Raw genomic sequence first — 24,957 nt, 5'->3', positions numbered from 1 at the left:
AAATATCTAAACAAAAAAAAGATGTCACCATAAATCATGGGACATCTTTTTAATCTAAGTCATAGATTGAAATTTTACTCTTCTTAAAAAATAAAACACACATAAGTATCCTGCACCTAAAATCATCAATAGAAATGGTATGCTTTTATCTTGATTAAAAAATGTTATAGCTCCAATAAATGCTAGGATGGAGACAATTCTACCGAGATTTAAAAAGAGTTCTCGCACAACGATATATTCAATTCTCGCTTCTGCCGCCTTCCAGCCTTTCCCTATTACATCATATGTCATCGAAATGTATGGGACTAGAACGATCGGATAGGCGATGGCAATAACAGCTGCATAAATCAATAATCTAACGTAACTGAAATCAAATACAATAATATAAATTGCTCCATATAAAAGAATTCCTCCTAATAGAATCGCTTTTTTTCGAAACTTATTTTTAATAAATTTCGGAACAATTGAATAGGCAATAAAGGAAATTCCTGAATTTATTAATCCAAAAGTTCCTAAAGCGAATTCGCTTCCTGTTGACACAAACACAAAAACGGATATGATGAAAGCGAATGTTCCATCTCGTAAGCCTTGAAAAAAATGAGCAGTGGTAATTAGCCGCCAATTCTCATCATTTTTTCTTTGACTCAAAACACGAGCTAATAAATAACTTCCATGAGCAGGACGCCTTTTAATAAAGAAGCTCAAAACTACAGCTAGTGCAAAAAGAGTAAGAGAAAGACCAAACACAATGGTGTAACCAAGATTTGAAACAAATCTCGAAATGATATATCCTGCTAATATTGGACCTATCATGCCTCCTCCAGAGCTCAAAGTTCCTAAAAAACCGTTAAAAAAATCTCTTGTCTCTGGCTCAGTGATTTCAAATGTTAGGACATTAAAGGCTAACCAATAAAAGCCATAACCAATTCCTAACAGACCTCCTAAAACAATTAAATATCTTGATGCATGTTCACCAAAAAGCAGCACCGAAATATAAAAAAGGGCCAGAAAAATCACACCAATTCTTAATACGATGACTCTGTCTATTTTTTTCGCCCACCGCCCAGCAAGAATAAATGTAAGTGGTTGAAAAATAACAACTGATAAATTATAAACTGCTAAATCAATAAATTCACCTGATTGTTTCCATAAGTAAATGTTTACAAAAGTATTTGAAAGTGCCACACTGAGTGAATATATACCACCAATAAATAACAATAAAGAAAGATCTTTTGTTAATTCAACTTCACCTAACCATTTTCGAAATATCATAAAAAACTCCCCTTTTTCATCCTTTATAGCTTTTGAAAAAGGGGGGACATTATACATATTTTTGCGAAGGCACTTTTTTATCTTTATTATTTTTCACAATTTCTTTGTTAATTCAGCAAAAAGTGGTTGAACAATCTTTTTTAGATAAAATAATAAAAGCACCGGAAAACCGGTGCTTTAGTTATTTTATTACTTTGCAGCTGAATATAATTTAGCTACTTCATCCCAATTTATTACATTCCAAAATGCTTTAATGTAATCAGGACGGCGATTTTGATAATTTAAGTAATAAGCATGTTCCCAAACATCTAAGCCTAAAATTGGTGTTTTACCTTCCATAATTGGATTGTCTTGGTTTGGAGTGCTTGTTACTTCTAATTCACCATTATTTACAACTAACCAAGCCCAGCCTGAACCAAAACGTCCAGCAGCTGCTGTTGCAAATTCTTCTTTAAATTTGTCAAGGCTACCGAATTTTTTATTAATCGCTTCAGCCAACTCACCAGTGGGTTCTCCTCCACCATTTGGAGATAAAAGCTTCCAGAATAATGAATGGTTTGCATGTCCGCCACCATTATTACGTACAGCTGTACGTTTAGCTTCAGGAACTGCATCTAGGTTTGCGATTACTTCTTCTACTGATTTGTTAAGAAGTTCATCATTTCCTTCAAGTGCAGCGTTTAAGTTTGTAACATATGTGTTATGATGTTTTGTGTGATGAATATTCATAGTTTCCTTATCAATATGTGGCTCAAGAGCGTCATATGCATAAGGTAATTGTGGTAGTTCAAATGCCATGGTAAATTCCTCCCTATGTAAAGTGATTGAATCAAATGATTCATTATATTCAACTTAAGATTACCAAAGTTAGTAGGTGTTGGGCAAATATATTGCCTATTTTTTTAGAAAAAAATTCCCTGACTTAGAAACTTCCTTAATAATTCACAATTTGAAATGACATTTAGTAAAAAAAAATCTAAAATGATAAATAGTTGTACAAATCTAGAATAGTGTAATGAAGGAAGTGATGTTTAATGACGATTATCCAACGTTTTATTAAAAGCTTATATTCACCAAAGGATATTGCCAAATATCGTTTTCTTGGCATCGGAAGGACGATATTATATGTATTTTTACTAATGCTACTTTCAACAATTCCTAGTCTTTATCATCTATCAAAAATGTCTATTCAAGCATTAAACGAAGGAAAGCAAATTTTTATGGACGAATTACCTCCGTTTATCATTGAAAACGGTGAATTAACTTCAAATGAAAGTAAACCGATCATTATCAAAAAGGATGGCTTTGATATTATATTTGATTCAACTGGACAGACCACGGAAAATGATGTTAGAAATCATGGAAATGCGATTGCTTTATTAAAAGATGAATTTTTTGTTGTTAATAATCAAACAGGTCAAAATTTCTCTTATTCTACTTTTCAAGATAATAAAATGGAAAATAAAGATATCGATAAATTTTTAACATCCATTCATGGGGTTCTTTGGATTGTGCTACCAATCATTTTTGTTTTTCTATATTTATTTACTGCTGCATTAGGATTTATAAAAGTATCTATTTTTGCAGGTATTGGGGTTCTAATCGCTCAAGCTCTTAATCGTAAACTTCAATACCGTCAAAGCTGGCGGCTTGCTGCACATAGTATTACCTTGCCAACTGTATTTTTCTTTTTAATGGATGCTATAAAAACAGTTGTTCCTGGTGGACTTTTTATTAACTGGATCGTTTGTTTCATTATGCTCTATCTAAGCATTCGTGAAATACCACAACCAAAAATTAAAGCATGACAAAAAAACTGGCTTAATGGTGAGCATAAATATTAGCTCTAAAAAAAGCCAGTTTTTTTGTCATATTTCTTCGGGACTAGCATATATATTCTAAAAAAGGAGGCGCTAGTCTTGAAAAAAATTCTCGCATTCGTCGCAGTAATTATTGTAATTTACAGTATCTATATTGATTTAAATTTTGGTACTATTCCAGCTATCTCACATGCTTCCGAAGTAAAGGAAAATACTAAACCATCTACTGCAAAAAAACCCTTTTCTTATAAAGAAATAATCATTAAGCCTGGAGATACTGTCCTATCCGTCGTTGAAGAAGTTAACAAAATCCCGCTTTCGGTGTCTATCGACAAAGTCATAAATGATTTCATTCAATTGAACAACGGAATAAAGCCAGAAGAAATTCAAATTGGTCAAATATATAAGATACCTTTGTACTGAAATAAATAATCTAGCTTCAATTCCTTGTCAATAATAGCGAAATACTGATACAATACAAATGGTTATAACTAATTATAATTGTTTTTAATATAAAGGAGCGAATTACCCTTGGGTGAAATTACACATCGTTCAAAAACTCGTCCCGTTAAGGTTGGGAACCTAACGATCGGGGGCAGCAATGAACTTTTTATTCAAAGCATGACGACGACAAAAACACATGATGTGGAAGCGACAGTAGCTCAAATTAAACGTTTAGAAGAAGCTGGTTGTCAAATTGTACGCGTCGCTTGTCCAGATGAAAGAGCAGCAAACGCCATTCCGGAAATTAAAAAAAGAATTAATATCCCATTAGTGGCAGATATACATTTTGATTACCGCTTAGCCTTAAAGGCCATTGAAGGCGGAGTGGATAAAATTCGTATTAACCCAGGTAATATTGGTAAAAGAGAAAAAGTAGAAGCTGTGGTTAATGCTGCAAAAGAAAAAGGTATTCCTATTCGTATCGGTGTCAATGCTGGTAGCTTAGAAAGACATATTTTACAAAAATACGGATATCCAACAGCAGATGGTATGGTCGAAAGTGCATTACACCATATTAAAATTCTAGAAGATCTTGATTTTCACGATATTATTGTTTCAATGAAAGCATCTGATGTTAACCTTGCAATCGAAGCATACGAAAAGGCTGCTCGTGCATTTGATTATCCTTTACATCTTGGTATTACTGAATCTGGAACATTATTTTCCGGTACTGTTAAAAGTGCTGCAGGTTTAGGAGCTATTTTAAGTAAAGGAATCGGTAATACACTTCGTATTTCACTTAGTGCCGATCCTGTTGAAGAAATAAAAGTAGCTAGAGAACTACTTAAATCTTTTGGATTAGCATCGAACGCAGCAACGTTAATTTCATGCCCAACATGTGGCAGAATTGAAATTGATTTAATCAGTATTGCTAATGAGGTTGAAGAATACATTTCAACGATTAAAGCACCTATTAAGGTTTCTGTATTAGGCTGTGCTGTAAATGGTCCTGGAGAGGCACGTGAAGCTGATATAGGTATTGCAGGTGCACGTGGTGAAGGTCTTTTATTCCGGAAAGGCCAAATCGTCCGTAAGGTACCTGAAGAAACAATGGTTGAAGAATTAAAAAAAGAAATCGACCAAATTGCTGAAGAATATTATCAAAAACAAAAAAATGAACAAAAAGCATAAGAAAAGTGCGGAATTGATCCGCACTTTTTCTTTTTGGCTCCTACATTCAAGCGATCCATTATTTTAATTTTTCTAAATCACTAGCCTATTTAAAAAAATGGTTGAACAAAAATTCCAAGGATAAGTGAAACAACACCAATTCCGATACTCCATGCACCTAAAGCTCTTGCTCCCCTTCTTCTTGCAACAAAGCCAAGTATAGTTCCAGCGGCCCCAAGTACTATCGGTAAAAAAAATAGGGATAGAACAGATAACGCTAATGCTGACCAGCCAATGACTTTTCCACTAACATGAGCATGTTCATGATCCTTGTCTTCACTTACATCATTTCCACGATCACGATTAAACGAAACCGGTGCAGCAACTTCTGCAGCCGTTTCCTCATGATAGTCATGATTTTCCTTGTCTTCCATACGTTCTTTATGAAAACTATCTTCTAGCTTGTCATAACGTGTTTCATCATTCATAATATCCCTCACTTTCTAATAGTAAGTGCAGGAGCATTATTATTGTGTGCTATTCTTATTATTTCATGACAACAATCTTTTCCAGTACCAAATCATATTAAAACGATAAAATCCTATTTATGTTCACTTTTTAAATAAATATGTTACACTTTTTAATGTTACATATTCGATACTATTTGAAACTGCTAAAGGAGTTATAAAAATGATAAAAAAAAGATTTGGAATTGATATTGATGGAACCGTCACCCATCCTGATTCCTTAATTCCCTATATTAATGATAAATATCACTTAAAGTTAACTTTAGAAGATATTACTGAATATGAATTAACTAATGTTATAAATATACCTCCAAAGGAATTTTACGAATGGTTTACTGAATCTGAACCAATCATTTATTCTGAGTCACCGCTTGCAATCGGAGCAAAGGAAGTTTTAACGAAATGGAAAGAGCAATTCCAATTGTTCTTTATAAGTGCAAGAAGCTCCCATTTATTAGATGTGACTGAAAAATGGTTTAATAAGAATGATTTACATTACCACCATATTGAACTGATTGGATCCCATCATAAGATAGAGACAGCAAAAAAATATGAAGTAGATCTCTTTATGGAGGATAAGCATGATAATGCTGTAATGATTCACGAAGAGCTTGGCATTCCAGTTATTTTATTTGATACACCTTATAATAGAGACTCTATTCCTGAAGGAGTCATAAGAGTGAAGAACTGGTATGAGGCAGAAAAATGGGTAGAATCCTGGATGAAGAATCAACAATAAAAAAGTCAAAAAAATCATAAGGTTTATTCCTTATGATTTTTTTATCCATTTATTTTTATACATTCAGGACATTTACCGTATATCTCGAACTTATGTCCTGAAACATTATAACCGACTAAATCCTCATCTAATACTGCCATTGGACATGTTTGAATTTCTTTTGTTTTTCCACAGTCAAGACATATAAAATGATGATGATGTTCTCTTGTTGCACAACTAAACCTAAAATTTTTCTCACCTGACAATTCAGTTGCTTCTAGAATTCCAAGATCCACGAATAAGGATAAATTACGGTAAATTGTATCAAAGCTTAATCCCGGATAATCGTCCTTCATATATTCAAGAACATCTTTTGCCGTCAAATACCTATTATTTGAAGCAAATAACTCAAGCATTTGCTCTCTTTTACCTGTATGTTTAAATCCCTTATCTTTTAGTTTTTGTATTGCACTTGTCACTTGCATGGTTTACACCTCTTTTAAAGATGCTATTCATTTAAGAATGATTTCGATTTATTCTTCTTCTTTAAGTATACATGAGAAAATATAATATGTAAATTTATCAACTTGATTCTTACCATTATGGAGGCAACTTTGTGAATTTTTGATAAAAAATAGTATTTCTATGAACATTTATAATGTCCCCTTCATATGTATCAATGAGGGGTGATGTACAGATGAAATTACTACAAAATGTAATTAATTACAAAATCAACATGATTACAGGTGATGAATTATTAAAATACGCTAAACAATTTAATGTTCAATTATCAAAGAGTAATGCACATAAAATCGCTGCCTATTTACGTGGAAAACAAGTTAATATTTTTGATGATGCAGAACGAACAAAACTTATTAAAGCAGTAGCAAAAATAACTGGACCTGAAACGGCAAAAGAAATTAATCGTATTTTTATCCAATTCACAAAATAAAAACATTGAGGGAATTATCCCCTCAATGTTTTTTATTCATTTACTATATCAGTCAGTAAATTTTCATTGAATTGCTTATTTCTTAGCATTGCAATTTCTTGCTTATACGGTGCTTTTTTATTATTTTTATCTTCACCAACAAATGGAGTTTCTAAAATTTTAGGAATATCAGCTAATTGAGGGTGATGAACAATATAATTTAATGCATCAAATCCAATATGTCCAAATCCGATGTTTTCATGTCGATCTTTTCTGGATCCTGTTACATTTTTACTATCATTGATGTGAAGAACTTTAATGCGTTCAAGCCCAATTAAACGATCGAACTCATCTAATACTCCATCAAAATTATTAATTATATCATAACCCGCATCATGTGTATGACATGTATCAAAACAAATTGATAGCTTATCATTATGATGTACCCCATCTATAATTTTAGCTAATTCTTCAAAGGATCGTCCACATTCAGAACCTTTTCCTGCCATCGTTTCCAAAGCGATTTGAACATTTTGATTAGTTGTAAGAACTTCATTTAAACCTTTGATTATCTGCTCAATTCCCTTTTCTGCTCCTTCCCCAACATGTGCGCCTGGGTGAAGAACAATTTGTTTTGCTCCGATCGCTTCTGTTCTTTCAATTTCGGTTCCTAAAAAATTTACCCCAAGTTCAAACGTTGCTGGGTTTACCGTATTACCGATATTAATAATATAAGGTGCATGAACAATGATTTCCTCAATACCATTTTCTTTCATATGAGCAAGGCCTGCTTCAATATTTAGATCTTCTATCTTTTTTCTTCTCGTATTTTGAGGGGCTCCTGTATAGATCATGAACGTATTAGCACCAAATGAAACAGCCTCTTCACTTGCCCCAAGCAACATTTTCTTTCCACTCATTGATACATGTGATCCTAGTTTTAGCATTTCTCCTCACTCCATATCATTGACTTATTTTATTTACGTTTTTGTAGTTTTCTTTCTCTCTTTTTCATTTTTTCAACCTGTTGATTAATTTTCTTTTTGTACCCAGGCTTTACTTTTCTTGGCTTTTTCATCATATTTCTTGCTTTTTCTTCTATTTCATCTACCTGTTTTTTACGGTTTTTTCTTTTGTTACGTTCAGCGATAGAAACCCACTCGCCTTTTTGTAAATCTTTATAACTAAAAACAATCCCCATTTTTTCTAACCTATTTAAAGCATCTTCATCTGAAGGCTGATAGATAGTAGTAGCAATTCCAGAATAGCCAGCTCTTGCAGTCCTTCCAGCTCGATGAATATAAAAATCTAAATCCTGGGGTAATTCATAATTAATAACATGACTTACCCCTTCTATATCAATTCCACGGGCCGCTAAATCCGTCGCAACAATATACTGAAATTCAAGATTTCGAATTTGCTTCATCATTTTTGTTCTTTCACGAGGAGATAAATCTCCATGAATTCTTCCAACTTTTAAACCTTTTTCAAGAAGATTATCTGCTACCTCGTCAGCCATTGATTTTGTATTTGTAAAGACAATCGCTAAATATGGGTTATATGAAATTAACATATCAAACAATAAGTCAATTTTCTCTCTGCTACGTAAAGGTACTAGATTGTGCTCAATATTTTGTGCAGAAATATGTGTAGGCTGGACATGTTCATATTTCGGATTCTCCATATATTTCTTTAAAAATGGTTTTAATTTTTCAGGGATTGTAGCTGAAAAAACAAGCATTTGTAAATTTTGAGGCATTTTCCCAGCAATTTGATCCACCTCATACAAAAATCCCATATCTAACATGATATCTGCTTCATCGACAACAAGAATTCTTGAGGTATGAAGAAATAAAGCCTGTTCTTTCATTAAATCATGAATACGTCCAGGTGTTCCAACAACAATTTGAGGTTGTTTTTTTAATTTTTCTATCGTTCGTTGTTTGTCGGTTCCACCAATAAAACATTTACTCATGATGGTTTGATCCGTTTGATACTTAGTTATTTTGATGATTTCTTGATAAATCTGATTGGCTAATTCACGTGTTGGTGCGGTGATAACAGCTTGTACCTCTTGTAATTCAGGATCAACCATTTCAAGGATAGGTAGTAAATAGGCATGGGTTTTTCCTGTTCCTGTTTGAGATTGTCCTACCGCACTTTCCCCTCTAAGGATAGTAGGAATCATTTTCTGTTGTATTTCTGTAGGCTCATAAAAACCAAGATTATTTATCGCCTCTTCAATATATGTCTTAAACTTAAATGTTGAAAATTTATTTTGTTTCACAATGACACTCCTTTTTGTAAGGACATTTACCGATCAATTTATGATTTTTAGTCCATTTTGTTATTATAATCGACAATAGTTAAAACTTCCACTCCTACAAAAAGTTAACCCTTAAAATTAGTTAATTAATATAAATTTATCATTTGAATGGATAACAGACATCAAAAGAAGACGTTTTTTTCATATTTGCATATTGTAATATAGAAGGATAATGAGTAGAAAGGAGGAAAAAAATGCCACCTAGAGGATTTCCCCCAATGAATGGACCGATGCAAGGATTTCCAAGTCCCTTTAGATCAATGCCACGGACCCCAATGATCCCCCAAGGTAGAATGTTTCAAGCACCAATGCAAGCCATGGGAAGACCTTCCCTCTTTGGAGGTGCACCACCTTCAATAGGGAGTAGTGCGAGTAGAGCTGGTGGTGGTCTAATTTCAAGATTATTCCAACGGGCTGGAACAGGGCAAGCTGGCAATGTGGCCAATGCAGCTGCTGGGTTTCAACGTGCAACTGGTGGAGGTGGTTCTTTACTTGGAAACTTAGGCAATATTGCTAATCCAGGAAAAATTGGTTCATTTTTAAATAATACACAAAATGTGATTAGAACGGCTCAACAAATTGGGCCGATGGTACAACAATACGGTCCGTTAGTTAAAAATCTTCCTGCGATGTGGAGAATGTACAAAGGTTTAAAAAGCGTAGGTTCAGATGATGATTCAGACGAAAATGTAGACACTGAGAATCAAGAAGTTGAAGTGGAAAGTGAAAGTAATACTAAAAGCGAAAATAAACAATCCAAAAAAGGCAATACCTCCAAAAAAACATCTTCTAAAAATTCAAAGATGACTAAGAAAACAGATGATATTGATCTCGAAATAGAATCCGAATCCACCGAAACAAATAAAAAAGGTCAATCAGTCCCTAAACTTTATATTTAAATTTTATGTATGAATTCCGTTAGGTGAGTATGTTACTACCTAACGTTTTTTCTTTTCTTTGTAATATATGAGGATTTTTTATATAATAGGAATGATGCAATGCTTAAAGGATAAACCTTTAGTTGGGAGGATGAAGTATGGAGGTATTAAAAATCTCTCCACGTGGTTATTGCTATGGTGTTGTTGATGCTATGGTAATCGCGCGTAATGCCGCTTTAGATAAAACATTACCACGCCCAATCTATATACTGGGTATGATTGTTCATAATAAACATGTTACTGATGCGTTTGCTGAAGAAGGGATTATTACTCTCGATGGAAAAAATCGTAGAGAAATCCTTGAAAAGGTGGACAAAGGTACTGTAATTTTCACTGCCCACGGAGTTTCACCCGAGGTTAGAGAATTAGCAAAAAATAAAGGACTTGTTACTATTGATGCTACTTGTCCAGATGTAACGAAGACACATGATCTGATTCGTGAAAAAAAAGCTGAAGGTTTTGATGTTATATATATCGGAAAAAAAGGACATCCCGAACCTGAGGGAGCGTTTGGTGTAGCTCCTGACATTGTACATCTAGTTGAAACGATTGAGGATGTAGAACAATTAGACGTAGCAAATAAAAAAGTTATTGTCACAAATCAAACAACAATGAGTCAATGGGATGTTATGGATATTATGGACAAAGTGAAAGAAAAGTATCCGTATGTTGAGCAACACAAAGAAATCTGCCTTGCTACTCAAGTTAGACAAGAAGCGGTGGCTCAACAAGCTGGAGAAGCGGATGTACTTATTGTTGTTGGTGATCCTAAAAGTAATAACTCTAATCGTCTTGCGCAAGTATCAGAACAAATTGCACATACTAAAGCCTATCGAATTGCCGATATCTCTGAAATTGAAATTGACTGGATTAAAGACGCAAAAAAAGTTGCAGTAACAGCTGGAGCCTCAACTCCAACCCCAATTGTTCGGGAAGTTATTACTTTTCTTGATCAATTTGATCCTGAAAATGAAGAAACTTGGAAACATGAAAAACAAGTTCCACTTCATAAAATTCTACCGAAAGTAAAAAAATTAGCTACAAAAAAATAAAATCCCCTCGGGGATTTTATTTTTTTGTATAAACTAGAATAGATTAATAAAAAGACTCTAAATAATAGTAAAAGGATCAGTATGGATCTTTGAAGCAATATACTTCACATCAAAGCCTTTTTCCATACTCATTTTAGAAAGTTGCTCGGCAACACCTGTTTTCATTACCTTTTCGACATTATGACCCGGGTCAACAATATTTAGTCCAATACTCATCGCATCATGTGCATTATGGTAGTAAAAGTCACCTGTAACAAAAACATCGGCTCCTTTAAACTTCGCTCTAGAAAAATACTTATTACCATCCCCACCTAAAACTGCAACTTTCTTAATGCGATCTTGTAAGTCGCCAACCACCCTTACGAAATTGACATCTAATGATTGCTTCACATGTTCTGCAAATTCCTTAAGTGTCATTTCTTCTTGTAATTGACCTATCCGTCCTAACCCTAACATCTCACCTTGGTTTTCAAGTGGATAAATATCAAATGCGACCTCCTCATATGGATGGGATTGCAGCATAGCATTTATCACTTTTTTTTCTAATTTAGCTGGAAAAATGGTTTCTATACGTACTTCTTTTACCTCTTCAAGTGTTCCTGCTTTACCAATGTATGGTGTGGTCTGCTCATCAGGTAAAAATCTCCCTGTCCCTTGAGCACTAAATGTACAATGGCTATAATGACCAATAGCTCCAGCTCCAGCAGCACCAAGCGCATTCCTAACTGCCTCTTCATGATCAATCGGTACATAGACAACTAATTTTTTTAATTTTTCTTCATATGTAGGATCTAATATTTCAGTATGCTGTATACCAAGGGCCTTTGCTAATAAATCATTTACGCCACCCTTGGCCACATCTAAATTTGTATGGGCAGCATAAACAGCAATATCATGTTTAATAAGTTTTTCAATAATTTTACCTTGTGACTGCTCTGTTAAAACATTTTTTAATGGTCGAAAGATGATTGGATGATGTGCAATAATCAATTGAACATTATTTTGAATGGCTTCGTCAACTACCTCCTCCAATACATCTAGAGCAATCATAACAGTTTGAACTGGCTTATTTAAACGCCCAATTTGAAGGCCAATAGGATCACCTTCCATCGCATACTTTTTAGGTGAAAACTGTTCAAATAGCTGTATAATTTCATGCCCGTTTACTTTCTTCATGTTAATACCTCCTCAACCAAAGATATATTTTTTTCAATGGCTAGTTTTCTTTCAATTATTTTCTCTTGATTTTCTGCAAGATTCATTCGATCCAAAATTATTCTCCATTGCTTTAATTCATCCGACCATTTTTTAATAAAGACATCGCTTTTTTCCTGCATCAGAAACGGTCCTAATAATAATTCTGCATCCGTTAAATGAGTTACCTCCGCACGTTCATTATTTTCTGCAACAATAATCTCATAAATTTTTTCATCTTCCTCTAAAATTTCCTCAGCAATGATTACCCAATTATTTTGTACGCACCAATTCCGAATATGATTAGCTCCAATATTGGGTTGAAGAATTAATCTCTTTACACCTAACAAACGGTCCTTACCATTTTCTAGTATAGATGCAATTAATGGTCCACCCATTCCAGCAATCGTAATACAATCCACCTCATTAGGTTGGAGGACCTCTAAGCCATCACCTTTACGGACAGAGATACTACTTTCGTACCCACATTCCATGACTTGTTGTTTTGCTGTTTGGTATGGCCCCTCAACTACTTCACCTGCAATTGCGTATTTTGCTAGACCCTTTTTAATCGCATAGCACGGTAAATACGCATGATCTGAACCAATATCTGCAAAAGTTGAATTTTTTAATAGATATTGACTAACCATTTCTAAACGTTTTGAAAGTTTTTCACTATTCATGTTTTCACCACTTTATTTTAAACTAGGACCTAACATCCACATAAACATATTCTATACAAAAAAGAGCTCCTTGCAAAATGCAAAGAACTCCTTTGGCTTAATATCTGCTTATTTTAATTTCATTAGCCAATCTGCCATAGCATCAATATTTTCAGCCTTAACTAATCCACCAGGCATACCGCCAGTTGTCCCATTTTTCAGAACATCTTTTAGCTTATCCTTGCCTAGCTTTTCACCCATACCATGTAAATTTGGCCCTGTAGCACCTTCAAGGTTATTCCCATGGCAACTAATACATGTTGATTTGGCAAAGGCTTCTGGTTCAAATTTTGTTGCTACTTCTTCTCCCCCACCTTCTTTTTCTTTTGCTATCTCTTTAGCATCTCCTAAACCTTTTACAGATAGAAAGAAAACAAGTGCGATTCCTAATAGCCCTATTAAAAGATAAGGAATTAAAGGATTTCGTTTCATAATATACCTCCTTATGTAAGAAACGTAAAAAATGAATACATTATACAAACAACTTTATTTTACTCGAAAAACTTTGGAAGGGAAAGGGTTAACCACAAAGATTCAACATTTTTTCGGAATTTAGACAAAAACTCCATCTTAATGATGAAGTTTTTCACTTTTTCTGTATTTAGTTTGTTCAATTATCAACTTTTCATAAGGAACTTTTTTTCACTTTGTTTAAGATTATCACTCTTATACAAAAATATTTAATAAAATCCTTTTTATTGACAACCAATTTCCCTTGCAATGACCATTCTTTGTACCTCAGATGTCCCTTCCCCAATTTCAAGTAACTTCGCATCTCTCATAAATCTTTCAACATGATAGTCTTTCATATAACCATTTCCACCATGTATTTGAACGGCTTGATTCGTAATTTCCATGCAAACCTCTGAGGCATATAATTTACACATAGCTGCTTCCTTAGAAAATGGTTTCCCTTGATCCTTTAACCAAGCAGCTTTATATACCATGTTTCTAGCAAGTTCAATTTTCATCGCCATATCTGCGATTTTAAATTGGGTAACTTGGAACTGCGATAGTGATCGACCAAATTGTTTTCTTTCCTTTACGTATTGTAATGACTTCTCATATGCTGCTTGAGCGATACCTACTGCCATTGCTCCAATTCCAATTCTTCCACCATCCAATGTAACTAGAAACTGTTTAAAACCCTGACCTTTTTCTCCTAATAAATTTTCCTGAGGAACCCTTACATCTTCTAAGACTAATTCGGTAGTGTTCGACGCATGAAGTCCCATTTTTTCATAATTGTTAATAATAGAAAATCCTGCTGCATCTGTTGGCACAATAATTGAACTAATTTCTTTCTTAGACTTATCCATTCCTGTAATAGCTGTTAAAGCTACATGTTTGGCATAACTTGCATTTGTTATAAAGCATTTATTCCCATTAATAATAAAATCATTTCCATCCTCAACAGCAGTAGTCTTTGTTCCCCCTGCATCAGAGCCTGCACTTGGCTCAGTTAAACCAAATGCTCCTAATGATTCTCCGGTACAAATTGGCACTAAATATTTCTGTTTTTGCTTCTCCGTTCCAAACATATTAATTGGTGCCCCTCCGAGTGAGATATGGGCCGAATATGTAATTCCAGTTGAACCACATGCTCGACTTAATTCTTCCACTACAATTGCGAAACTTATCGTATCTGCACCTGCACCGCCGTATTCTTCTGGAAATGGAAGTCCCATCATTCCTAGTTTTGCTAGTTTATTTATAATTTCCATCGGAAATTCTTTATTAATATCTCTTTCTAATGCCCCTTTTTCCACTTCTTCTGTAGCAAATTCCTTTATTGTTTGCCGAATCATTTCCTGTTCTGCAGTAAGATGAAAATTCATTCTATATCCCCCTTTGCTATTGTAGCCGCTTACATTTATTATTATAATGTAAGTAGAATTATTTTCACAACTTTTAAAAGTTTTGAAAAATTCATTTACTATACTAGGATATAGATTGATAACGTAATTATTCCTACTACTCCGGAAACAGTAAAAAATAATAATTTTAATTTCCAACCTGTTACTACCCATAAAATACAATTTAAAAAAAGTGTAATTAATAAGGCAATAGAATAGTGATTAAAAAACTGATCGGTTAGTTGAACGGATAATAATAGCAATAAAATGGCAGAACTAATATAAAAAATATAGTACCAGGTTTCTTTTTTAGAATAATAAATTCCTAAGATTAGTAATAAAACGACAAAACTTGTCAAAATCATCATTTGCAAAACAAAAGCTAATTCAGTAAAATAAATGACAAATAATGAAATAAGCAATAAAGCACTAATTAAAATTAGAAATAATGATAACCTATTGACTAATTTATTACCTTTCATCCTATCATTATGATTATTTTCAAACTCACCCTCACTATAAAGGGCAAGTAAATAATCACAATAATGATCAGGCAGCATTTTATGTTCTTTCCAATAAATAATTTCTTTAATAATTACTTCTTTACGTGAAGAATTCATATGCAACACATCCTAAATACTCTTTCGAGATAAGAGGTAAAAAATCCTTTTTTTCGACTAAATTTCGGTAAAACAAAAATAGGACTGTCTAAAAGTAAAAGGGGAAGACCCACATTCCAATACCTAGAACGAACAAATTATTCGTTCTAGGTACAGGATTTAAGTGTCGTCCCACCTTCAATAGACAGCCCCATATTCAATCTTATTCCAAGAAGTCTTTTAAACGTTTGCTTCTAGAAGGATGGCGAAGCTTTCGAAGTGCTTTCGCTTCAATTTGACGAATACGTTCACGGGTAACGCCAAATACTTTTCCAACTTCTTCTAGTGTTCTTGTACGCCCATCGTCTAAACCAAAACGTAGACGAAGTACGTTTTCTTCACGATCTGTTAATGTGTCAAGCACATCTTCTAGTTGCTCTTTTAATAATTCGTAAGCAGCATGTTCTGAAGGTGATGTAGCGTCTTGATCTTCGATAAAATCGCCAAGATGTGAATCATCCTCTTCACCTATTGGTGTCTCTAAAGAAACTGGTTCTTGGGCAATTTTTAAAATTTCACGAACCTTTTCTGGAGTTAAATCCATTTCTTCAGCAATCTCTTCTGGAGATGGTTCTCGCCCTAAGTCTTGAAGAAGCTGTCTTTGAACACGAATTAATTTGTTAATGGTTTCTACCATATGAACAGGAATACGTATTGTACGAGCTTGATCGGCAATAGCACGAGTGATCGCTTGACGAATCCACCATGTAGCATAAGTACTGAATTTAAAGCCTTTATCATAGTCGAACTTTTCAACTGCTTTAATGAGGCCCATATTACCTTCTTGAATTAAATCTAGAAACAACATGCCACGGCCCACATAACGCTTTGCAATACTTACAACCAAGCGGAGGTTAGCTTCAGCAAGTCTTCTTTTTGCCTCTTCATCACCTTGCTCGATACGTTTAGCTAATGATATTTCCTCTTCAGCAGATAGTAAGTCTACTCGACCAATTTCCTTTAAGTACATTCTCACTGGATCATTTATTTTTACACCTGGAGGAACGCTTAAATCATTAAGGTCAAACTCTTCATCATCTTTCTCTAATTCATGTAAATTAGGAGCATCTTCATCTTCATCGTCATCATTTTCCTCTGAGATTTCAATACCTTGTTCACCTAAGTATTCATAAAATTCATCCATTTGTTCAGAGTCTAATTCAAAATGACCTAATTTACTTGAAATCACTTCATATGTTAATACTCCTCTTTTTTTACCACGCTCAACTAGTTGTTCTTTAGCTTGATCAAGAGTTAATTCGGATTCAATTTCTTTGGAACGAGCTGATTTTTCAGCCATCTGTCCCCCTCCTTCCAAGTATTTCATGCAATTTGCAGAATATTTATAAAGACTTACGCAGTACAATAATTTCTTTAGCTAAGTCAATCGCTTTTACAAAGTCATTTTCTTGTTCTGCTTTTTTTTGCAAGTTTTCTTTTTCCTTTATTTTTAACATCTTTTGATGTTTCAACACCTGATTCACATAATCCTCGATTTCACGATCTGCAACATCACTGTTTAATGGCATCATTTCAAGTTCAGTTACAATTCTTCGTAAATTTTCATCTGGTAAATATAATAAGAATTTACTCGTGTCGGCTTCATTTCCCTCTTCATAAAATCCAAGAAGATAAGTAAGTATTGCTTGGTGTTCATCATAATAAAGTATAATTCCATTTAATAAATCTTTTATTTTAAAGGCTAAATCAACACTTTGCAGCATATGAGCAAGTAAACGTCTTTCTGCAGTTTGATTTGCCGGTAATAAACGGGACTTCTGTTGTAAAAACAATCTGTTTTGATTGTTTTCTCGTTGTTTGACATGACCATTTTTCTTCTTGGCATAATACATTTGCTGTTGTTGTTGTTTCAGAGCATCTAATGAAATAGAAAATTCATCCGCTAATTGGCGTAAATAATGATCTCTTTCAACAGCTTTATCAAGATTTGTTATTTCCTCTATAATCTTTTCGATATATCTTAACTTTTCTCCTTCATTTTGCAGCTTTTTCCCTAGGCGATGATATTCCATCTTGAAAGCCATAAATGTAAGACTACCAGCAATAATTTCTTGACGGAATTTTTCACTACCATATTTTTTTATATACTCATCCGGATCAAATCCTTCAGGCATTCTTGCTATTCGAATTTGACAGTGATGATCTGTTAACATATTGGCAGCACGATAAGCGGCTTCAGTTCCCGCAAAATCCGAATCATAACAGATAATAATTGTATCTGTCATTCGTCTTATTAACTGCACATGCTGCTCAGTTAACGATGTTCCCATCGTCGCGATACCATTATAAAGTTCTGCCTTATCAGCAGATATTACATCAGCAAATCCTTCGAATAATATGGCTTGCTGCTGTTTTTTTATAAAGCTTTTTGCCCGAAAAAAATTATAAAGAACATTACTTTTATTAAACAATTCAGTTTCTGGACTATTTAAATATTTCGGCTGATCCTCTTTTTCAATCGATCTTCCTGCAAAAGCAATGGTTTCGCCTTTGCTATTTTGGATAGGAAACATGATTCTGTTTCGGAATCGGTCAAAGTAGGAGTCACTGTTTTCTTTTTGAATGATTAGTCCTGCCTTTTCCATAAGGCTTAATGAAAAACCACGTTTTTGCAAAAGTTTTACAACAAAGTCCCAACTAGGTAAGGAATACCCTATTTGAAATTTTTCAATACTATCTAATGTAAATCCTCGATCAACGAGATATTCTAACGCATTTTGCCCTTCTTTTGTATTAACTAATAAATGATGATAAAACTTTTGAAGAAGTTCATGCGCTTCAAGCATTTGTTTTTTTTCACTATTTACTTTTGAATCTGATCGATTTTGTTCAGATCCTATTTCTAAATCTAATGGTATTTTCCCTTTCTCAGCTAGCTTAATGATGGCTTCCTGGAAGCTTAATCCATCAATATCCATCAAAAAAGAAATTGCATTTCCACCAGCTTTACAACCAAAACAATGATATATTTGCTTATCAGGTGATACCGAGAAGGAAGGTGTATTTTCACCATGGAAGGGACATAAACCAAAATAATTACGTCCTTGTTTTTTTAAATGAACATATTCGCCAATAATATCTACTATATCTATTGATTGACGAATTTCATTAATTTTATCCTCAGGAATAATTCCAACCATGAAAACATCCCCAATTGAAATTTTTCTCTCTATTATGTTTGATTTGTATAGATTATTCAGTTATAACTTTACTTTACATTTTTCGACAAAATCTCCTCAAGCGTATACAAAAATGATTTCCTATCACTTTTCGTAAATGCTTTTGGGCCTTTTTCATATTTCCCTTGTCGCCTAGCTTTAGCAGCTAAAAAACGAAAATCAAGGGCAGTAGCAATTGATTCTTCTACATATTCTTTACCTCTTGGAGAAATTGCCCTCACTTTCTTCGGGAGTACTAGGCTTGCAAGCCCTATATCCTGAGTAATGACAATATCATTTTCCTTTACATGATTCATTATAAATAAATCAGCTGATTCTTTATAAGGATCAACATAAATCCAAGTAGCATCACTATTTTTTGTTTGATGTGCATAAGAGGCAATAAAATAATAGAGCATTTTATACTTCTTAGCAAGAAAAATGATTTCCGATTTAACTGGACATGCATCTGCATCAACAAATATGATGGATTCATTTCTTTCTGTATTAGTAATAATTCTACATCACTCCACAGAATCCTTCTTTCTTTTCCATACTATGAGTATATTTTTTTGCTTTTGTCGAATTTTTCTAAGCCTTGACTCTTGACATATCTCAATAGTTAGTTTATTCCTTAATCCGTGACTCTAAACCTATTTTAAATACATTTTTATCACAATTTTTTATTATAGTATATTTCTCTGATTTTGACCATATATTTTTATTTAAAATATTTTTATTCTTTTCCCATACTTTACAATAAAAATAGTAAAGGGATCTGTCCCCGCATTACTGTATCTGAAATAAAAAATCGTTCATTCTAGATACAGTATATATATTCTCTGGGGTCAGACCCTTTATAGACTCTTGTGTCTAATGATTCCTATTCATAATAATATTTGCTGTTTCTTCAACTGCCTTATTTGTTACATCAATTACTTTACATCCCATTTTTGATACAATCGCGTCAAAATACTCTAATTCCTTTTTTATTCGATTAATATTTGCATAGCTTGCTTCATCATTTAAACCTAAAGCTTGTAGCCTTTCCTTACGAATAAAATTAAGTTTTTCAGGGCTGATCCTTAATCCAAAGCATTTATTAGGTGATACCTGAAATAGCTCTTCAGGGGGGTCTACCTCTGGTACAAGGGGGACATTGGCCACTTTAAATCGCTTATGTGCTAGATATTGAGATAAAGGAGTTTTTGATGTTCTGGAAACACCCACTAAAACGATATCTGCTCGTAGAATTCCTTTAGGATCTCGTCCATCATCATATTTAACAGCAAATTCTATTGCTTCAACCTTCTTAAAATAATCATCATCCAATTTTCGAACTAATCCTGGTTCACATAATGGTTCTTTATGATATAGCTCTTGAAATTTATCCATTAAAGGACCAATAATATCTACCGCATTGACATGTTGTTCATTTGTTCGTTTTTTTATATAATCCCGCATAGCCGGCTTCACCAATGTATGCACAATCACACCATGATTAAGCTTGGCTAAGGAGACAACCTCATCAATATGCTGGTAATCCTCAACATATGGAAAACGTTTGATTTCTGCATCTTTTCCATTAAATTGACTAATCGCTGCTTTAGTAACCAATTCAGCTGTTTCACCAACCGAGTCTGAAACGACATAAATAATCGGTCGCGTCATTTTAAGATCACCATCCCGTCATTTCTTGATATTAATATAAATTTTCGTCAGCAAGTGATACAAAGGCTTTTGTTATATTTGTTTTAGTTATCCGCCCAATCACCTCAAAGCCGTTTCCCTCGGATGATTCCTTAACCACGGGAACTGAATCAATTTGCTTCTCAATTAATTTTTTTGCAACATCAATTAATAAATCATCTTTTTTACACACTGTAATATTCGGCATTCTTGTCATAATAATATTCACTGGAAGTGAAGAGAGTTCTTGCTTACCGATACTCGCACGTAATAAGTCCTTTCGCGAAAGGACTCCAACTAATAACAGCTTATCATCTACAACAAATAACGTACCTACATCTTCAAGAAAAACTGTTACAATTGCATCATAAACTGATATATTTTCATTTACAACTACAGGAATTGATTGATAGTCTTTGACGACTATTTTTTTTAAACTGTCTGTTAAAAGCTGTGTACTTGATTTTCCAGTGTAAAAGTAACCAACCCTAGGCCGCGCATCCAAATATCCAGCCATTGTTAAAATGGCTAAATCTGGGCGAAGTGTTGCTCTTGTTAGATTTAATTTTTCTGCTATATGTTCACCGGTTATAGGCCCATTATCTTTTACGATTTGTAATATGGTTTCCTGTCGATTATTCAGTTCTATTTTCCACACCACCTAACCAGTATAAAATCTAAATAATGTTATACTCATACACAAATATTATATACTATTTACTTATATTGAAAAGAAATTTGTTAAATATTAAAAGCTGTTTTCGTAAAATATGTTGCTTTTGTAAATACCCTCCTACGTTCTTGTATGTTCAACTTAGTTTTATATGTAAAAACATGATCTCTTTAGCAGCAATATTTGAGAAAAGATCCATATAAAAAAACTCCATAAAAATGTGGAGTTCCTATCATACTATGAGGGCAAACTTACATTACAGCATTTGGCGAAATTTTTCGATTTGCTCTAAAAATTTTTTGGATTTTAAATGCAAACCGGAATACTCATCATAATACATAGATATAATCAAACGTAGTTCTTTTTTTGTTTCTTCTTTAACTGACACTGATCCTAGTCTGTTTAGATCAATAAAATAGAAGAGTCGGAGTAACTTAATAGCTATTGGTGAGGTAGGGATATGATAAGGGTCTTTCTCATAGCATCGATGGCAAAGAAGACCATTTTCCCGAATAGAAAAGGCAAACTTCCCATCTTTATTCCCACATACAGCACATTGATTCATGCAAGGATACAATCCAAGTACATTTAACATTTTCATTTCAAAAATATTCGTTATGATTTCTAAATCAACATCTTCATTTATATAATTTAATGTTTGGTATAAAAGTTCAAAAAGAAAAGGATTTGCCCTTTTCTCTTCAACCGCTTTATCTAATAAATCAATAATATACGAAGCATATCCTGTTTTAAAAATATCTTCACGAATAGATCGAAGGGAAGAAATAATTTCTCCCTGCTGCAGTGTACCTAGTCCTGAACCTAATGAGACTAAAAAGTTCCCATATGTAAATAGTTGAGATATAGAGGAAAGACGGCTATTTGGCTTTTTAGCGCCTCTAGCCATCACTCCTATTTTCCCAAACTCTCGTGTAAATATTGTAACAATTTTATTTGATTCACCATAATCAATTGATCTAATAACGATGCCTTCACATTTTTGAAACATAAAATCCACCTTCCAAAGCAAGTCTTACAAGCTTCCCAGGTGACGCACGATCATTGCAACTTATGAAATGGGGAAATCAATTTCATTAAATTCATGATCTGTATTTAATGGTTCATCCTGACGATCTTTTTCAAGCTCTTTAAATAGCAAATACGTATCAATACTTCCAGTTTCCGCAAAGACTTTCCAGGTAAATTCTATCATAACATTAACCCCGCCTTTCATGTTGTGAAAAACTCATGAAATCATTAGTAAAGCCTTTAATACTAGGTTTACCAAGACTCCTTGGAACATGTGACGTAAAAATTGCTAATCAAAAGGATGCATAGAAATCAATTTTTCATTTTTAAAAACTTGCTAATTAATATTCATCTTCTCTAAAACCAAAATCTCGCAACTGTGTAATTTTATTTCTCCAATCTTTTTGAACTTTCACCCATAGCTCTAAATAAACCTTAGATCCAAGTAAGTTCTCAATATCTATCCTTGCTCTTTTTCCTACTTCTTTCAACATACTACCTTGTTTTCCGATAATGATCCCCTTTTGAGAGGAACGTTCAACGATGATTGCTGCCATTACATGTATTGTTTCACTTTCCGGCTTTTTCTGCATCTTTTCGATAATTACAGCAATCGAATGCGGTACTTCTTCTCTTGTTAGATGCAATACTTTTTCTCTAATTAACTCTGAAACGATAAAACGTTCAGGGTGGTCTGTAATTTGATCTGCAGGGTAATACTGAGGCCCTTCAGGCAAGTATTCCTTTATTTGCTCAAGCAATCTTTCAGTATTCTGTCCCTCTAGAGCAGATATTGGAATAATTTCAGCAAAATCATATAATTCCTTATATTTTTCAATTATTTTAAGCAAGTCATCTGGATGCACTTGATCGATTTTATTTATAACAAGGAAGACAGGTGTACGGACAGTTTTTAATTTTTCGATGATAAATTCATCACCTTTTCCATATCCCTCTACCGCATTAATCATAAACAAAATCAGGTCCACTTCTTTGAGTGTATTTGTTGCAACCCTCATCATAAAATCGCCTAATTTATGTTTTGGCTTATGAATTCCTGGTGTATCAATAAGTATTATTTGTGAATCGTTTGTCGTAAGTACCCCTTGAACTTTATTTCTTGTTGTCTGTGGTTTGTCACTCATAATGGCAATTTTTTGGCCGATCACTCGATTAATATAAGTGGATTTCCCAACATTTGGTCGACCTATGATAGATACAAACCCTGATTTAAATGTTTGCTGTTCTGTACTTTTATTTTGCATGTAAATCCTCCGGAGAAAATGCGCCTGGCAATAATTGCTCAACAGTTAATTCTTGAATATCACCTTTTAAATTTGTCAAAATCACTTTCATATCTTTAGGGCAAAGTTCAGAAATCACTTGTCGACATGCTCCGCATGGTGGTACAGGTCTTTCCGTATCAGCTGTTACAACAAGCACATTGAACTTTGTATCGCCATCAGAATATGCTTTATACAGAGCTGTACGCTCCGCACAATTTCCAACTGTATAAGCAGCATTTTCAATATTACAGCCATGATATACTTTTCCATTTTCACTTAATAGTGCAGCACCGACCGGAAATTTGGAATAAGGTACATATGCTTTGTCTCTTGCGATTTTCGCTTCTTCAATAAGCTGTTCTAAATTCATTATGTCTACCCCTTCTATTATAGTTTACTACAAATTCATCACAAAGTTATGGAATATTTTTATTTTGTTTAGAATATTTTCAAAACTCTTATATTTTAATTTGAAGTAGCTTTGAAAATATTTTACCGTAAAGAGAAACCCACTGCAAATAAATAGAAAAAGCTGCTTGTTTAGCGACTTTGACTTGTTAAGTTGTCTAAAGAGAACAACTTTGTTGACAAAATGCCATAATAGCAGCTTTTAAGTGATTTATTATTATCCTATGTAAGATTGAAATAGACGTGCAAGTTTCGGTAAAAAGATGATACTGCCTATAATTACCGTCATTATAGAATAAACTAAAACTGCCCCAGCTGCAATATCTTTCGCTTGTTTAGCTAATGGATGATAACTAGGGGACGCAAGATCGACTATTCGTTCAATAGCCGAATTTATTAATTCCAGCGTTATGACCCCAAAAATACAGAGGCAAATAAATAACCATTCAAATAATGATATGTTCAAATAGATACTAAATAAAATAACGATAACCGAAGCAGCGAAATGAAATTGTACATTTCTCTCAGTTTTACATGCATGCATAATTCCTTGAAATGCAAACTTAAATGCCTTCCAGAATCGCCCTTTATCTCGTAAGCCCATATTCATCTAAAATATCCCTTTGCAAACCAAACATCTCTTTTTCATCTTCCTCTGTCATATGATCATATCCGAGTAAATGTAGAAGGGAATGGACAGCAAGAAAGGCAAGTTCCCTTTCAAATGAATGCCCATATTCCATTGCTTGTTCTTGGATTTTAGGTACCGAAATGATAATATCTCCAAGCATTCGTGGTATATCTAAACCATTTATTGCGATTTCATCATCACCAAGTTCTTCCATAGCAAAAGAAATGACATCCGTCGGTTGATCCTTATCTCGATACTCTCGATTAATTTCTTGAATTCTTTCGTTTGTTACAAAGGTAACAGATACTTCACTCCCATTCTCTATCCCAAGCTTTTCAGAAGCAAAATTTAATATTTTTTCTACGAGATTTAAATCCGCTTCTTTCATTTCGCTTGTTTCGTCAATAAAATCAATAATTAAAGCCATATTATT

Annotated in this window: 29 protein-coding genes; 7 read left to right on the top strand and 22 right to left on the bottom strand. The window is 33.7% G+C overall.

Translation table 11 applies throughout. The annotated features are described in order from the left end of the window. Positions 1 to 54: 54 nt before the first annotated feature. A complete protein-coding gene (locus I5818_RS09405) occupies positions 55 to 1,272 on the bottom strand; it encodes an MFS transporter (protein WP_071976183.1) in 1,218 nt (405 codons plus the stop codon). A gap of 189 nt (positions 1,273 to 1,461) precedes the next feature. Then, on the bottom strand, positions 1,462 to 2,070 hold the full coding sequence (sodA, locus tag I5818_RS09400; protein WP_078110239.1) for a superoxide dismutase SodA: 609 nt from the start codon (positions 2,068 to 2,070) through the stop codon (positions 1,462 to 1,464). A gap of 236 nt (positions 2,071 to 2,306) precedes the next feature. Here sodA and I5818_RS09395 point away from each other — a divergent pair, with 236 nt between their 5' ends. From I5818_RS09395 to ispG, 3 genes are all read left to right on the top strand, one after another. After that, positions 2,307 to 3,080: a DUF1189 domain-containing protein gene (locus I5818_RS09395; RefSeq protein ID WP_078110240.1), complete on the top strand. Its 774-nt coding sequence runs from the start codon at positions 2,307 to 2,309 to the stop codon at positions 3,078 to 3,080. Between the two features lie 111 nt (positions 3,081 to 3,191). Further along, a complete protein-coding gene (locus tag I5818_RS09390; protein ID WP_078110241.1) occupies positions 3,192 to 3,515 on the top strand; it encodes a LysM peptidoglycan-binding domain-containing protein in 324 nt (107 codons plus the stop codon). 117 nt (positions 3,516 to 3,632) lie between these two features. Then, on the top strand, positions 3,633 to 4,727 hold the full coding sequence (gene ispG, locus I5818_RS09385) for a flavodoxin-dependent (E)-4-hydroxy-3-methylbut-2-enyl-diphosphate synthase (RefSeq protein WP_139254887.1): 1,095 nt from the start codon (positions 3,633 to 3,635) through the stop codon (positions 4,725 to 4,727). Between the two features lie 89 nt (positions 4,728 to 4,816). Here the strand turns inward: ispG and I5818_RS09380 are convergent, their stop codons facing one another. Further along, on the bottom strand, positions 4,817 to 5,194 hold the full coding sequence (locus I5818_RS09380; protein WP_058002165.1) for a DUF4190 domain-containing protein: 378 nt from the start codon (positions 5,192 to 5,194) through the stop codon (positions 4,817 to 4,819). A 202-nt stretch (positions 5,195 to 5,396) separates the two neighbouring features. On the opposite strand from I5818_RS09380, the gene I5818_RS09375 reads away from it, so the two are divergent. Then, the gene (locus I5818_RS09375) at positions 5,397 to 5,972 is read left to right on the top strand and encodes a hypothetical protein (protein WP_071976187.1); all 576 of its coding nucleotides are present in this window, start codon (positions 5,397 to 5,399) and stop codon (positions 5,970 to 5,972) included. 41 nt (positions 5,973 to 6,013) lie between these two features. Here I5818_RS09375 and I5818_RS09370 read toward each other — a convergent pair whose 3' ends face one another. Beyond that, positions 6,014 to 6,436 carry a Fur family transcriptional regulator gene (locus I5818_RS09370; protein ID WP_058002163.1) on the bottom strand — a complete coding sequence of 141 codons (423 nt, stop codon included), beginning with the start codon at positions 6,434 to 6,436 and terminating at the stop codon, positions 6,014 to 6,016. Positions 6,437 to 6,648: 212 nt separating this feature from the next. Here I5818_RS09370 and I5818_RS09365 point away from each other — a divergent pair, with 212 nt between their 5' ends. Next, positions 6,649 to 6,903, top strand: coding sequence for a DUF2624 domain-containing protein (locus I5818_RS09365; RefSeq protein WP_058002162.1), 255 nt, complete (start codon positions 6,649 to 6,651; stop codon positions 6,901 to 6,903). 32 nt (positions 6,904 to 6,935) lie between these two features. On the opposite strand, the gene I5818_RS09360 is transcribed toward I5818_RS09365, so the two are convergent. After that, entirely contained in the window at positions 6,936 to 7,829 is an 894-nt protein-coding gene (locus I5818_RS09360; protein ID WP_078110242.1) for a deoxyribonuclease IV, read from the bottom strand. A 29-nt stretch (positions 7,830 to 7,858) separates the two neighbouring features. Then, on the bottom strand, positions 7,859 to 9,169 hold the full coding sequence (locus tag I5818_RS09355; RefSeq protein WP_058002160.1) for a DEAD/DEAH box helicase: 1,311 nt from the start codon (positions 9,167 to 9,169) through the stop codon (positions 7,859 to 7,861). Between the two features lie 233 nt (positions 9,170 to 9,402). Here I5818_RS09355 and vrrA point away from each other — a divergent pair, with 233 nt between their 5' ends. Further along, positions 9,403 to 10,107, top strand: coding sequence for a VrrA/YqfQ family protein (gene vrrA, locus I5818_RS09350; RefSeq protein ID WP_078110243.1), 705 nt, complete (start codon positions 9,403 to 9,405; stop codon positions 10,105 to 10,107). A gap of 137 nt (positions 10,108 to 10,244) precedes the next feature. After that, complete coding sequence (locus I5818_RS09345; protein ID WP_058002158.1) at positions 10,245 to 11,198, top strand: 4-hydroxy-3-methylbut-2-enyl diphosphate reductase; 954 nt, start codon at positions 10,245 to 10,247, stop codon at positions 11,196 to 11,198. A 57-nt stretch (positions 11,199 to 11,255) separates the two neighbouring features. Here the strand turns inward: I5818_RS09345 and I5818_RS09340 are convergent, their stop codons facing one another. The 16 genes from I5818_RS09340 to ybeY form a co-directional block, all read right to left on the bottom strand. Then, positions 11,256 to 12,374 (bottom strand): Nif3-like dinuclear metal center hexameric protein, encoded by a 1,119-nt coding sequence (locus I5818_RS09340; protein ID WP_071976190.1) that lies wholly within the window; start codon positions 12,372 to 12,374, stop codon positions 11,256 to 11,258. Next, positions 12,371 to 13,075 carry a tRNA (adenine(22)-N(1))-methyltransferase gene (locus I5818_RS09335; RefSeq protein ID WP_058002156.1) on the bottom strand — a complete coding sequence of 235 codons (705 nt, stop codon included), beginning with the start codon at positions 13,073 to 13,075 and terminating at the stop codon, positions 12,371 to 12,373. The genes I5818_RS09340 and I5818_RS09335 overlap by 4 nt, the downstream gene beginning before the upstream one ends. 108 nt (positions 13,076 to 13,183) lie before the next feature. Continuing rightward, positions 13,184 to 13,546: a cytochrome c550 gene (cccA, locus tag I5818_RS09330; RefSeq protein ID WP_058002155.1), complete on the bottom strand. Its 363-nt coding sequence runs from the start codon at positions 13,544 to 13,546 to the stop codon at positions 13,184 to 13,186. 263 nt (positions 13,547 to 13,809) lie between these two features. Beyond that, a complete protein-coding gene (locus I5818_RS09325) occupies positions 13,810 to 14,952 on the bottom strand; it encodes an acyl-CoA dehydrogenase family protein (protein ID WP_058002154.1) in 1,143 nt (380 codons plus the stop codon). A 98-nt stretch (positions 14,953 to 15,050) separates the two neighbouring features. Then, complete coding sequence (locus I5818_RS09320) at positions 15,051 to 15,590, bottom strand: hypothetical protein (RefSeq protein WP_058002153.1); 540 nt, start codon at positions 15,588 to 15,590, stop codon at positions 15,051 to 15,053. 202 nt (positions 15,591 to 15,792) lie between these two features. Then, positions 15,793 to 16,929 carry an RNA polymerase sigma factor RpoD gene (rpoD, locus tag I5818_RS09315; protein WP_058002152.1) on the bottom strand — a complete coding sequence of 379 codons (1,137 nt, stop codon included), beginning with the start codon at positions 16,927 to 16,929 and terminating at the stop codon, positions 15,793 to 15,795. A gap of 43 nt (positions 16,930 to 16,972) precedes the next feature. Beyond that, the gene (gene dnaG / locus I5818_RS09310; RefSeq protein WP_071976193.1) at positions 16,973 to 18,790 is read right to left on the bottom strand and encodes a DNA primase; all 1,818 of its coding nucleotides are present in this window, start codon (positions 18,788 to 18,790) and stop codon (positions 16,973 to 16,975) included. 68 nt (positions 18,791 to 18,858) lie between these two features. Then, complete coding sequence (locus I5818_RS09305; protein WP_244975377.1) at positions 18,859 to 19,251, bottom strand: YaiI/YqxD family protein; 393 nt, start codon at positions 19,249 to 19,251, stop codon at positions 18,859 to 18,861. A 430-nt stretch (positions 19,252 to 19,681) separates the two neighbouring features. Beyond that, positions 19,682 to 20,479 carry a pyruvate, water dikinase regulatory protein gene (locus tag I5818_RS09300; protein ID WP_058002149.1) on the bottom strand — a complete coding sequence of 266 codons (798 nt, stop codon included), beginning with the start codon at positions 20,477 to 20,479 and terminating at the stop codon, positions 19,682 to 19,684. Between the two features lie 31 nt (positions 20,480 to 20,510). Beyond that, entirely contained in the window at positions 20,511 to 21,158 is a 648-nt protein-coding gene (gene ccpN / locus I5818_RS09295) for a transcriptional regulator CcpN (RefSeq protein ID WP_058002148.1), read from the bottom strand. A gap of 268 nt (positions 21,159 to 21,426) precedes the next feature. After that, positions 21,427 to 22,179 (bottom strand): DNA repair protein RecO, encoded by a 753-nt coding sequence (gene recO, locus I5818_RS09290; RefSeq protein ID WP_058002147.1) that lies wholly within the window; start codon positions 22,177 to 22,179, stop codon positions 21,427 to 21,429. Positions 22,180 to 22,239: 60 nt separating this feature from the next. Beyond that, a complete protein-coding gene (locus I5818_RS09285; RefSeq protein WP_065107198.1) occupies positions 22,240 to 22,383 on the bottom strand; it encodes a YqzL family protein in 144 nt (47 codons plus the stop codon). Positions 22,384 to 22,540: 157 nt separating this feature from the next. Continuing rightward, complete coding sequence (gene era, locus I5818_RS09280) at positions 22,541 to 23,464, bottom strand: GTPase Era (protein ID WP_071976195.1); 924 nt, start codon at positions 23,462 to 23,464, stop codon at positions 22,541 to 22,543. Next, positions 23,454 to 23,855, bottom strand: a complete 402-nt coding sequence (locus I5818_RS09275) for a cytidine deaminase (RefSeq protein ID WP_071976196.1) — start codon at positions 23,853 to 23,855, stop codon at positions 23,454 to 23,456. Before I5818_RS09275 ends, era begins: the two co-directional genes overlap by 11 nt. A 255-nt stretch (positions 23,856 to 24,110) precedes the next feature. Further along, complete coding sequence (locus I5818_RS09270) at positions 24,111 to 24,503, bottom strand: diacylglycerol kinase family protein (protein ID WP_071976197.1); 393 nt, start codon at positions 24,501 to 24,503, stop codon at positions 24,111 to 24,113. Continuing rightward, complete coding sequence (ybeY, locus tag I5818_RS09265; RefSeq protein ID WP_071976198.1) at positions 24,481 to 24,951, bottom strand: rRNA maturation RNase YbeY; 471 nt, start codon at positions 24,949 to 24,951, stop codon at positions 24,481 to 24,483. The genes I5818_RS09270 and ybeY overlap by 23 nt, the downstream gene beginning before the upstream one ends. Positions 24,952 to 24,957 lie beyond the last annotated feature (6 nt).

Origin of the sequence: Heyndrickxia oleronia, assembly GCF_017809215.1 — a bacterium.
GTDB lineage: Bacteria > Bacillota > Bacilli > Bacillales > Bacillaceae_C > Heyndrickxia > Heyndrickxia oleronia.
The sequence above is the reverse complement of the archived record's forward strand: the minus strand, read 5'-3'. Positions and strand labels throughout refer to the sequence as shown.